Origin of the sequence: Longimicrobium sp., from assembly GCF_036399935.1 — a bacterium.
Classification (GTDB): Bacteria; Gemmatimonadota; Gemmatimonadetes; order Longimicrobiales; family Longimicrobiaceae; genus Longimicrobium.
This window is the reverse complement of the sequence record NZ_DASWMD010000021.1, coordinates 36,484-49,543: the sequence shown is the minus strand read 5'-3', so window position 1 is coordinate 49,543 and position 13,060 is coordinate 36,484. Positions and strand designations below refer to the sequence as shown.

The window sequence follows — 13,060 nt, the reverse complement described above, 5'->3', positions numbered from 1 at the left end:
GATGGCCCCGGAACAGACGGCCGAGCTTCCCCGCCCGGAGCTTTCTGCCGCCAAGCGCGCGCTCCTCGATGCCATGCTCAGGGGGAAGGTCCGCTCGTCGGGTATCGTCCGCCGTGCCCACCCCGACGGCGCTCCGCTCTCCTTCGCGCAGGAGCGGCTCTGGTTCCTGGACCAGCTGGACCCGGGAAGCGCCGCCTACAACGTCCCCGGTTCATGGCGCCTGCGGGGCGCGCTGGACGAAGCGGCGCTGGAGCGGGCGCTGGGCGAGATCGTCCGGCGGCACGACGCGCTGCGCACCACCTTCCGCGAGGTGAATGGCTCTCCGGTGCAGGTGATTGCGCCGTTCGACGGCTTCACGCTGCGGGTGGACGATCTCTCCGGGTTCCCCGCCGCGGACCGCGACGCCGAGGCGACGCGCCGCGCCACCGAAGATGCGGCGCTGCCGTTCGACCTCGCGGCGGGGCCGCTCTTCCGGGCGGCGCTGCTGCGGCTGGGCGAGGAAAGCCGCGTGCTGCTGCTTTCCATGCATCACATCGTCAGCGACGGGTGGAGCATGGGGGTGTTCTTCCGCGAGCTCACGGCGCTGTACATGGCGTACCACGAGGGCCGGGAGTCCTCGCTGCCGGAGCTGCCGGTGCAGTACGCCGACTACGCGGTCTGGCAGCGCGAGCACCTGCGGGGCCCGCTGCTGGAGCGGCAGCTCTCGTACTGGCGGGAGCGCCTGGCGGGCGCCCCCGAGCTGGTGGAGCTGCCCACCGACCGTCCACGTCCGGCCGTGCGGACGCACGAGGGGGCGACCGAGCCGGTGGAGCTTCCCGCCGAGCTGCTGGAGCGGCTGCGGGCGGTGGGGCGGGGCGAGGGCGCGACGCTGTTCATGGTGGTGCTGGCCGCCTTCCAGGTGCTGCTGTCCAGATACAGCGGGAGCGAGGACATCGTCGTGGGAAGCCCCATGGCGGGGCGCACGAGGAACGAAGTCGCGGGGCTGATCGGCTTCTTCGTGAACACGCTGGTGCTGCGCACCGAGCTGGGCGGAGACCCGAGCTTCCGCGAGGTGCTGCGGCGGGTGCAGGAGGTGACGCTGGGGGCGTACGACCACCAGGACCTTCCGTTCGAAAAGCTGGTGGCCGAGCTGCGGCCCGAGCGCTCCATGAGCCACTCCCCGCTCTTCCAGGTGTCGTTCACGCTGGACGACGTGGAAGATGCGCAAAGTGGCGCGGACAAGGAAAAGAAGGCGAGCGGCGAGGCAGAGTCGGAAACCGCGGAGCTCGACCCGGGTTTCGCGGTCGCCAAGTTCGACCTGGCGCTGGGCCTCCTAGGAACGCGCCACGGCCTGATCGGAGCACTGAACTTCAGCACCGATCTCTTCGAGCGCGGCACGATCGTGCGGATGCTCGGCCACCTGGCACGGGTGCTGGAGCAGGTGGCCGCGGACCCGGACGTGCGGCTCTCACAGCTGCAGCTGCTCTCGGCGGACGAGCGCGGCCTGGTGGTGGAGGAGTGGAACCGCACGGAGCGCGAGTCCGCCGACCCGCCGGCCCACGCGCTCTTCGCCGAGTGGGCGCGCCGTGCTCCGGAGGCCGTCGCCCTCCTGCACGGCCGCGACGCCCTGACCTATGGCGCGCTGGACCGTCGCGCGGCGGTGCTCGCCCGGCACCTGCGCGCGCTGGGCGTGGGGCCCGAGACCCCGGTGGGGCTGTGCATGGAGCGCACCCCCGAGCTGCTGGTGGGCGTGCTGGGCATCTGGAAGGCGGGCGGCGCCTACGTCCCTCTCGATCCCGGATACCCGGCGGAGCGGTTGGGATGGATCATGGCCGACGCGGCGCTCCCGGTGGTGGTCGCCACGGCGGGCACGGCCGGAGTGCTGCCGGAGCACGGAGCCACCCTCGTGCGGGTGGACCAGCTTCCGGATCCCGCATCGGAGACGGCGGCGGCGGCGGAGGTGCCCGCGTCCGACGCGCGGCTGGCGTACGTCATCTACACCTCGGGGAGCACGGGCAAGCCCAAGGGCGTGCTGGTGGAGCACGGCTCGCTGGCCAACCTGCTGGCCGCCACGCGCGACTCGTTCGGCGTGGGCGCGGGCGACGTGATGCCGGCGCTGGCATCGTACGCCTTCGACATCTGGCTCTTCGAGGCGCTGCTGCCGCTCACCTCCGGCGCGGCCGTGCGCCTGGTGGATCGCGAGCGGGTGATGGACGTGCCCGCGCTGGTGCGGGAGATCGCCGACGCTACGCTCGTGCACGCGGTTCCCGCGCTGATGCGGCAGGTGGTGCACGTGGAGCGCGAGGCGCCCCGGCTGGCCCGGCTGCGTCGCGCCTTCGTGGGCGGCGACCGGGTCGCGGCCGACCTGCTGGCCGAGATGCGCGAGGCGCTTCCGGGGGCGGAGTCGCACGTCCTGTACGGCCCCACGGAGGGGACCATCCTGGCCTCCACGCACCCGGTGCCGGTGGACGGGACCGTGTACGGGCACCCCATCGGCACTCCGCTGGGGAACGTGCGCGTGTACGTCTGCGACGCCCTCGGCGGCCCGCAGCCCGCGGGCATCCCGGGTGAGCTCCTGATCGGCGGGGCGGGGGTGGCGCGCGGCTACCTGGGCCGCCCGGCGATGACCGCGGAGCGCTTCGTTCCCGATCCGTTCTCGGCGAAGGGCGGTGCGAGGCTGTACCGCACGGGCGACCGGGCGCGCTGGCGGGCGGACGGGACGCTGGAGTTCCTGGGCCGCACTGACTTCCAGGTGAAGGTGCGCGGCTTCCGCATCGAGCCGGGGGAGATCGAGGCCCTGCTGCGGCAGCGCGAGGGCGTGCGCGAGTGCGCGGTCCTGGTGCGCGAGGACGCCGGCGAGCAGCGGCTGGTGGCCTACGTGGTGGGTGACGTTCCCACCGACGAGCTGCGGGAGCACGCGCGGCGGAGCCTGCCGGAGTACATGGTTCCCTCCGCGATCGTGGCGCTGGACGCGCTGCCGCTTACCCCGAACGGCAAGCTGGACCGGAAGGCGCTGCCGGCGCCGGACTACGCGGCCGGGGCGGACCGGTACGTGGCGCCCCGGACGCCGGCCGAGGAGGTGCTGGCGGGGATCTGGGCCGAGGTGCTGCACCTGGAGCGCGTGGGCGTGGAGGAAAGCTTCTTCGACCTGGGCGGGCACTCGCTCCTGGCCACGCGCGTGGTTTCGCGGGTCCGCGAGCTGTTCGGCGTGGAGCTGCCGCTGCGCGCGCTCTTCGAGGGACCCACGGTGGCGGAGCTGGCCCTGCGCGTGGAGGGGACGGGCCGCGCGGAGCTGCCGATGCTGCCGCCGGTGGTGCCGACCGACCGCACGGGGCTGCTGCCGCTCTCCTTCGCGCAGGAGCGGCTCTGGTTCATCGACCGGCTGGAGCCCGGGAGCGCCACGTACAACATCCCCATGGCATGGCACCTGGGGGGAGTCCTGGACGAGGCGGCGCTGGAGCGGAGCCTGGGCGAGATCGTCCGCCGCCACGAGGTGCTGCGGACCGTCTTCGCCGAGGTGGACGGCTCGCCGGTGCAGGTGGTCGCGCCCTTCCTCGGCTTTACGCTGCCGGTGGAGGACCTGTCGGGGCTGGGCGAGGCGGATCGCGGGGAGGCGGTCCGGCGGCGCGCCGCCGAGGAGGCGCGCCGGCCCTTCGACCTCGCCGCGGGCCCGCTCTTCCGTGCGGCGCTGCTGCGGGTGAACGACGAAGAGCACGTGCTGCTCCTGTCCATGCACCATATCGTGAGCGACGGGTGGAGCAGCGGGGTGCTTTCCCGCGAGTTCTCGGTGCTGTACGAGGCGTACCGCGAGGGGCGTGAGTCGCCGCTGCCGGAGCTGCCCGTGCAGTACGCGGACTACGCGGTGTGGCAGCGCGAGCAGCTGGCGGGCGAGGTGCTCGACCGGCAGCTGGCGTACTGGCGCGAGCGGCTGGCCGGCGCGCCGGAGCTGCTGGAGCTGCCCACGGACCGTCCGCGCCCGCCGGTGCAGACGTTCCAGGGCGCGTCGGTGCCGGTGGAGCTTTCCCTGGAGCTGCTGGAGCGGCTGCAGGCGCTGGGACGCAGTGAGGGCGCCACGCTGTACATGACGCTGCTCTCCGCCTTCCAGGTGCTGCTGGGCAAGTACGCGGGGAGCGAGGACGTGGTGGTGGGAAGCCCCATCGCCGGGCGCACGCGCGGGGAGGTGGAGGAGCTGATCGGCTTCTTCGTCAACACGCTGGTGCTGCGCACCGACCTGTCGGGAGACCCGAGCTTCCGCGAGGTGCTGCGGCGGGTGCGCGAGGCGACGCTGGGCGCGTACGCGCACCAGGAGGTGCCCTTCGAGAAGCTGGTGGCCGAGCTGCAGCCGGAGAGGTCCCTGAGCCACTCTCCGCTCTTCCAGGTGCTGTTCACGGTTCAGAACGCCGGGGGCGGAGGCGGGGGCGGAGGAGATGCGCTTGCGGGCCTGAGGGTCGGCGGCATCGGTGCGGCGATGGAGAACGCCAAGTTCGACCTTTCCCTGGAGCTGGCGGCGACCCCCCAGGGCCTGGGAGGCGGAGTGAACTACAGCTCCGACCTCTTCGAGCGCGGCACCATCGTGCGGATGCTCGGCCACCTGGCGCGGGTGCTGGAGCAGGTGGCCGCCGACGCGGACGTGCGGCTTTCGGGGCTGGAGCTGCTCGGTGATGCGGAGCGCGAGCAGGTGCTGCAGGCGTGGAACCGGACCGAGGCGGAGTATCCGGCCGACCGGCCCATCCACGCGCTGTTCGAAGCCCAGGCGGCGCGCACGCCGGACGCGGTGGCCGTGCGCTTCCAGGAGCAGTCGCTCACGTACGCGGAGCTGAACGCCGGCGCCAACCAGCTCGCCCACTCCCTGCGGCGGCGCGGCGTGGGCCCCGAGGTGCGGGTGGGGATCTGCCTGGAGCGCGGGCTGGAGATGGTCGTCTCCATCCTTGCCGTGCTCAAGGCCGGCGGCGCGTACGTGCCGCTGGACCCCGGCTATCCCGCCGAGCGGCTGTCGTTCATCCTGGCCGACTCCGCCGTGCCGGTGCTGCTCACGCGCGAAACGCTGCGCGGCGCGCTCCCGGCGCTGGAGGGCGTGCAGGTGGTGAGCCTGGACTCCGCGGCGGCGGAGATCGCGGCGGAGAGCGCGGAGAACCCGCAGAGCGGCGCGGGGCCGGATTCGCTGGCGTACGTCATCTACACCTCCGGCTCCACCGGCACGCCCAAGGGAGCGCTGATCGAGCACCGCAACGTCGCGCGCCTGTTCAGCGCCACGGATGCGTGGTTCGGCTTCGGCCCGGACGACGTGTGGACGCTGTTCCACTCCTACGCGTTCGACTTCTCGGTCTGGGAGCTGTGGGGCGCGCTGCTGCACGGCGGGCGCGTCATCGTCGTGCCCTTCGACGTGAGCCGCGATCCGGAAGCCTTCCACGCGCTGGTGCAGCGCGAGGGCGTGACCGTCCTCAACCAGACGCCCTCGGCGTTCCGCCAGTTCATCCGCGCGGACGGCCAGCGGGGCGGCGAGCTGGCGCTGCGGGTGGTGGTCTTCGGCGGCGAGGCCCTGGAGCCCGCCTCCCTCCGCGAGTGGGTGGAGCGCCGCGGCATCGACACGCCGCGGCTGGTGAACATGTACGGGATCACCGAGACCACCGTGCACGTGACCTACCGGCCGCTGGGCCGCGAGGACGTGTTCGGCGGATCGGGGAGCCCCATCGGGCGGGCGATCCCCGACCTGCGGCTGTACGTGCTGGACCCGGCGCGGCGGCCGCTGCCGGTCGGCATCCCCGGCGAGCTGTACGTGGGCGGCGCGGGGGTGGCACGCGGGTACCTGAACCGCCCGGAGTTGACGGCGGAGCGCTTCGTGGACGACCCGTTCGCCCCCGGCCGGCTGTACCGGAGCGGCGACCGGGTGCGGTGGATGGCCGACGGGACGCTGGAGTACCTGGGCCGGCTCGACGAGCAGGTGAAGATCCGCGGCTTCCGCATCGAGCTGGGCGAGATCGAGGCCGCGCTGCGCGACGCGCCCGGCGTCGCGGACTGCACCGTCGTCGTTCGCGATGACGAGAGCGGCGACCAGCGGCTGGTGGCGTACGTGGTGGGCGATGCGGAGGCCGAGGCCCTGCGCGACCGCCTGCGGCTGTCGCTGCCGGAGTACATGGTGCCCGCGGCGTTCGTGGCGCTCGACGCGCTGCCGCTGACGCCGAACGGCAAGCTGGACCGCAAGGCGCTCCCTGCGCCGGAGGGGGATGCGTACGCGCGGGGGAGCTACGAGGCACCGCTGGGAGAGGTGGAGACGGCGCTGGCCGAGATCTGGGCCGAGGTGCTGGGCGTGGAGCGGGTGGGGCGGCGGGACCACTTCTTCGAGCTGGGCGGGCACTCGCTCCTGGCGATCCGGCTGATCGAGCGGATGCGGCGGGCGGGGCTGTACATGGAAGTGCGGGCCCTGTTCACCACGCCGGTGCTGGCCGAGCTGGCCCTGGTCGTGGGCGGCACGTCCACGGAGGTGGAGGTCCCCGCGAACGCGATCCCCGAGGGGGCCGACTCCATCACGCCCGAGATGCTGCCGCTGGTGGAGCTGGGCCAGGCGGAGATCGACCGGATCGTGGCGGGGGTGCCGGGCGGAGCGGCGAACGTGCAGGACATCTACCCGCTGGCGCCGCTGCAGGAGGGGATCCTCTTCCACCACCTGCTGGCGCAGGAGGGAGACCCGTACCTGCTGTCGACGGTGAGCGAGTTCGACACCCGCGCGCGCCTGGACCAGCACCTGGCGGCACTGCAGGCGGTGATCGACCGCCACGACATCCTGCGCACGGCGATGGCCTGGGAGGAGCTGCCCGAGCCGGTGCAGGTCGTCTGGAGGCACGCGCCGCTGCGGGTGGAGGAGGTAGAGGTGGCTTCGGGGCCCGGCGCCAGGCCGGCGGAGGAGCTGTGGGGGCTCTACGACCCCCGGCACTACCAGATGGACCTGACGCGGGCGCCGCTGCTGCAGGCGTGCATCGCCGAGGACCGCGTACGGGGCCGGTGGGTGATGCTGATGCTCAGGCACCACCTGACCAGCGACCACGAGTCGCTGGAGGTGCTGGAGGAGGAGATCTCGGCCCACCTGCAGGGGCGCGAGTCGGAGCTGCCGGCGCCGCTGCCCTTCCGCAACTACGTGGCGCAGGCGCGGCTGGGCGTGAGCCGCGAGGAGCACGAGCGGTTCTTCCGCGGGCTGCTCGGCGACGTGGAGGAGCCCACGGCCCCGTACGGGCTGCTCGACGTGTGGGGCGAGGGACATGGGATCCGGGAGGCGTGGCTTCCCGTGGCCGACGACCTCGCGGCGCGGCTGCGCCGCCGGGCGCGGGCGCTGGGCGTCAGCGCGGCGAGCCTGTGCCACCTGGCGTGGGCGCAGGTGCTGGCGCGGGTCTCGGGCCGGAGCGAAGTGGTCTTCGGGACGCTGCTCTTCGGCCGCATGCAGGGCGGCGAGGGGGCGGACCGGGTGATGGGCCCCTTCATCAACACGCTCCCGGTGCGCATCGGCGTGGGAGAGGAGGGGGTGGAGGCCGCGGTGCGCCGCACGCACGCCCTGATGGCGGACCTGCTGCGCCACGAGCACGCCTCGCTGGCCCTGGCGCAGCGCAGCAGCGGCGTGGCGGCACCGGCGCCGCTGTTCACCTCGCTGCTGAACTATCGCTACAGCGGCATGGGCGGGCGTTCGCCGCAGGCAGGAGAGGCGGGGGCGGGGCAGGGGGAGCAGGCTGGGCAGCCGGCGGAGGGCGTGCGGAGCATTCACGCCGAGGAGCGGACGAACTACCCCGTGGTGCTCTCGGTAGACGACATGGGGGACGCGTTCTCGCTGGTGGCGCAGGTGGCGGCCCCCGCGGAGGCTGTGCGGGTGTGCCGGATCATGCACACGGCGCTGGAGCGGCTGGTCGAGGCGCTGGAGGCCACCCCCGGGCGGGCCATCGGGAGCCTCGACGTGCTGCCGGAGGCGGAGCGCCGGCAGGTGGTGGAGGAGTGGAACCGCACGGAGCGGCCGTACCCGCGGGGCGTGTGCATCCACGAGCTGTTCGACGCGCAGGTGCGGGAGCGGCCGGAATCGGTAGCGCTCGTCTGGGGCGAGGAGTCGCTGACCTACCGGGAGCTGGATGCGCGGGCCAACCAGCTCGCCAATCACCTCGCCGGCCTGGGCGCGGGCCCGGATTCCCGCGTAGGCGTGCTGCTGGAGCGGAGCGCGGAGCTCGTCGTCTCGATGCTGGCCGTGCTGAAGGCGGGCGGCTGCTACGTGCCGCTGGACCCCGGCTATCCGCCCGAGCGGCTGCGCCTGATGCTCGCCGACAGCAGCGTCCGGGTGCTGCTCACCCGCGGCGACCTGGCGGGGGTGGTGGAGGGCGGCAGCCTGCACGTCGTCCAGCTCGACGAGGCCGCCGGTGTGCTCGCGTCGGAGTCCACCGAGGCGCCGCGGAGCGGGGCGATGCCGGAGAACCTGGCGTACATCGTCTACACCAGCGGCAGCACGGGCAAGCCCAAGGGCGTGATGGTGGCCCACCGGCACGTGGTGCAGCTGGTCGTGGAGACCGACTACGTCCAGATCCGCCCGGGCGACCGCGTGGCGCAGGCGTCGAACGCGAGCTTCGACGCGCTGACGTTCGAGGCCTGGGGCGCGTTCCTCAATGGCGCTACGCTCGTCGGAATTCCCCGCGACGTGCTCCTTTCGCCCGCCGCGCTGCGTGAGATGCTGCGCGAGGAGCGCATCACCACGCTCTACCAGACGACGGCGCTGCTGAACCAGCTTTCGCGCGAGCAGCCCGACGTGTTCGCGCCGCTGCGCGACGTGCTCTTCGGCGGGCAGGCGGCGGACGCCGACAGCGTGCGCCGGCTGCTCAAGGCGGGCGGTCCCGAGCGCCTCGTGCACGTGTACGGACCCACCGAGACGACCGCCTGGTGCTCGTGGGAGCAGGTGGCGCAGGTGGCGGAAGACGCGCTGACGGTTTCCGTGGGCCGCCCGACGGGGAACCAGCGGATCTATCTCCTCGATTCCACGCTGAACCCGGCGCCGGTGGGTGTGCCCGGCGAGGCGTACGTGGGGGGCGACGGCGTGGTGCGCGGCTACCTGGATCGGCCGGGGCTGACGGCGGAGCGCTTCCTTCCCGACCCCTTCGCCACGGAGCCGGGAGCGCGGATGTACCGCACGGGCGACCGGCTGCGGTGGGAGGCGGACGGGCGGCTGGAGTTCATCGGCCGGGTGGACGAGCAGGTGAAGGTGCGCGGGTTCCGCATCGAGCCGGGCGAGATCGAGGCGACGCTGACCGCCCACGCCGACGTCCAGGAGGCGCGGGTGATCGTGCGCGAGGACGTGCCCGGCGAGCAGCGGCTGGTGGCGTACGTCATCGGGAGCGTGGATGCCGAGGAGCTGCGCGTGCACCTGCGGGAAAGCCTGCCGGAGTACATGGTGCCGGCGGCGTTCGTCACGCTGGAGCGGCTGCCGCTCACGCCCAACGGCAAGCTGGACCGCAAGGCGCTGCCCGCGCCGGAGGGGGCCGCGTTCGGGCGGGGGAGCTACGAGGCACCGCTGGGAGAGATAGAGGCGGCGCTGGCGGAGATCTGGGCAGAGGTGCTGGGCGTGGAAAAGGTGGGGCGGTGGGACCACTTCTTCGAGCTGGGCGGGCACTCGCTCCTGGCGATCCGGCTGATCGAGCGGATGCGGCGGGTGGGGCTGTACATGGACGTGCGGGTGCTGTTCACCACGCCCGTGCTGGCCGAGCTGGCCCTGGCCGTGGGCGGGGCGTCTTCGGAGGTGGAGGTTCCCGCGAACCGGATCCCGGAGGGGGCCGCGTCCATCACCCCGGACATGCTGCCGCTGGTGGAGCTGAGCCAGGCCGACATCGACGGGATCGTCGCGAAGGTGCCGGGCGGAGCCGCGAACGTGCAGGACATCTACCCGCTCGCCCCGCTGCAGGAGGGGATCCTCTTCCACCACCTGATGTCGGAGGAGGGCGACCCGTACCTGCTGTCCATCGTGAGCGAGTTCGACACCCGCGCGCGCCTGGACCAGCACCTGGCGGCACTGCAGGCGGTGATCGGCCGCCACGACGTCCTGCGCACGGCCATCGCCTGGGAGGGGCTGCGCGAGGCGGTGCAGGTGGTCTTGCGGCACGCACCGCTGCCGGTGGAGGAGGTGGAGCTGGATGCGGGGGCCGGCGCCAGGCCGGCCGAGGAATTGTGGCGGCGCTACGATCCCCGGCGGTACCGGATGGACGTGACGCGGGCGCCGCTGCAGCGGGCGGTGATCGCCGAGGACCGCGTACGTGGCCGCTGGCTGCTGCTCATGCTCGTGCACCACCTGATGAGCGACCACGCCTCGCACGAGGTGCAGCAGGAGGAGATCGCGGCGCACCTGCTGGGCCGCGAGTCGGAGCTGCCGGCGCCGCTGCCCTTCCGCAACTACGTGGCGCAGGCCCGCCTGGGGGTGAGCCGCGAGGAGCACGAGCGCTTCTTCCGCGGGATGCTGGGCGACGTGGAGGAGCCGACTGCGCCGTACGGGATGCTGGACGTGTGGGGGGAGGGACATGGGATCGGGGAGGCGCGGATCCTGGTCGCGGGCGACCTCAGCGCGCGGCTGCGCCGCCGGGCGCGGACGCTGGGGGTGAGCGCGGCGAGCCTGTGCCACCTGGCGTGGGGGCAGGTGCTGGCGCGGGTCTCGGGGCGGAGCGACGTGGTCTTCGGGACGCTGCTCTTCGGCCGCATGCAGGGCGGCGAGGGCGCGGAGCGGGTGATGGGCCCGCTGATCAACACGCTGCCGGTGCGGATCGGGGTGGGCGAGGAAGGGGCCGAGGCGGCGGTGCGGCGCACGCACGCGCTGCTGGCGGACCTGCTGCGGCACGAGCACGCCTCGCTGGCCCTGGCGCAGCGCAGCAGCGGCGTGGCGGCACCCGCGCCGCTGTTCACCTCGCTGCTGAACTACCGCCACGGCGGCGCGCCGAAGCGTTCGCAGGAAGGGGCGGGGCAGCCGGGGCAGGCGGGGCAGGCGGAGGAGGGCGTGCGGGGCATTCACGCACAGGAGCGGACGAACTACCCCGTGGTGCTCTCGGTGGACGACCTGGGGGATGAGTTCTCGCTGGCGGCGCAGGTGGCGGCCCCGGCAGAGGCGATGCAGGTGTGCCGGCTGATGCACACGGCCCTGGAGCGGCTGGTCGAGGCGCTGGAGACTGCTCCCGGTCGGGCGATCGGGGGCATCGACGTGCTGCCGGAGGTGGAGCGCACGCTCGTGCTGGAGGAGTGGAACCGCACGGACGCGGAGTATCCCGCGGGTGCCTGCATCCACCAGCTCTTCGAGGCGCAGGCGGCGCGCACGCCGGGCGCCGTGGCGGTGGTCTTCGAAGGTTCCCCGCTGACGTACGACGAGCTGAACCGGAGCGCGAACCGGCTGGCGCACCACCTCCGCGGGCTCGGCGTGGGGCCGGACGCGCGCGTGGCGATCTGTGTGGAGCGCGGCCCGGAGATGATCGCCGCCCTGCTGGCCATCCTCAAGGCGGGCGGTGGCTACGTGCCGCTGGACCCGGCGTACCCCGCCGGCCGGCTGCGCTCCATGCTGGAGGACAGCGCGCCGGCGGCGCTCGTCACCCAGTCGTCGCTGGCCGGCACGTTCGCCGGGCTGGACCTCCCGGTGGTGGAGCTCGACGCGCCCGCCCCGGCGTGGGCGGACGGGCCGGAGACGAACCCCGCGTTCGCGGGGCTCACGCCCGGCCACCTGGCGTACGTCATCTACACCTCCGGCTCCACGGGGCGCCCCAAGGGCGTGATGGTGGAGCACCGCAGCCTGGTGAACCACACCGCGTGGCAGGCCGCGGCGTTCGGCATCGGCGCGGCCGACACGGTGCTGCAGCGCACGTCCGTCTCCTTCGACGCGTCGGTGTGGGAGCTGTGGACGCCGCTGGCCACCGGCGCGCGGATGCTGCTCCTCTCGTCCGACGCGGCGAGAGACCCGGGCGCCATCGGGCGTGCCGTCGAAGAGGGCGGGGTCACCGTCGCGCAGTTCGTTCCCACCCTTCTGCAGGCGGTGCTCGGCGCGCTTCCGGCGGACCGCTCGCTCCCCTGCCGCGTCCTCTTCTGCGGAGGCGAGCCGCTTCCGGCGGCGCTGGTGCAGGAGGCGCGCGCCGCGGGCGTGGGCGAGGTGGTGAACCTGTACGGCCCCACCGAGGCGACCATCGATTCGACCTGGCACCCGTGTCTGGCCGAGGACGGCCGCCCGCCCGCCATCGGCCGGCCGGTCGCCAACGCGCGGATCTACGTCCTGGACGCGCGTGGCGAGCCGGCGCCCGTGGGGGTGGCGGGCGAGCTATACGTGGGCGGGGCCGGCGTGGCGCGCGGCTACCTGGGCCGCGCCGGGCTGACGGCGGAGCGCTTCGTCCCCGATCCGTTCTCGGGGGTAAGCGGCGCGCGGATGTACCGCACCGGCGACCTGGGCCGCTGGAAGGCCGACGGGACGCTGGAGTTCCTGGGACGCACCGACTTCCAGGTGAAGGTGCGCGGCTTCCGCATCGAGCCGGGCGAGATCGAGGCGGTGCTGCGCCAGCACGAGAGCGTCGCCGAGTGCGTGGTCCTGGCACGCGCGGACGCGGGCGAGACGCGGCTCGTGGCGTACGTGGTGGGTGAAGCGGAGGCCGAGGCGCTGCGCACGCACCTGCGGGCCAGCCTGCCGGAGTACATGGTGCCGGCTGCCTTCGTCTCCCTGGAGGCGCTGCCGCTGACCCCGAACGGCAAGCTGGACCGCAAGGCGCTGCCGGCGCCGGAGCTCGCGTCGGCGGCGGCGACGTACGTGGCCCCGCGCACCCCGGTCGAGGAGGTGCTGGCGGAGATCTGGGTGGAGGTGCTGCGCCTGGAGCGGGTAGGCGTGCACGACAGCTTCTTCGACCTGGGCGGGCACTCGCTGCTGATCATGCGCCTGCTCGCCAAGATCCAGGCCACCTTCGACCTGGAAATCTCGATCCGCACCGTGTTCTCGATGCCCACGCTGGAAGCCATGGCGGGAGAGATCGAGCGCAGGATCTACGAGGACGTGGCCACCATGTCCGAATCCGAGGCCGAGCAGCTGGCCGGGTCCAGCCCCGCTGCGGGAGCCTGA

General features: G+C 73.4%; 1 protein-coding gene. It reads left to right on the top strand.

All coding sequences use genetic code 11. The annotated features are described in order from the left end of the window. Position 1: 1 nt before the first annotated feature. Positions 2-13,060, top strand: a complete 13,059-nt coding sequence (locus VGB24_RS07355) for an amino acid adenylation domain-containing protein (protein ID WP_331072294.1) — start codon at positions 2-4, stop codon at positions 13,058-13,060.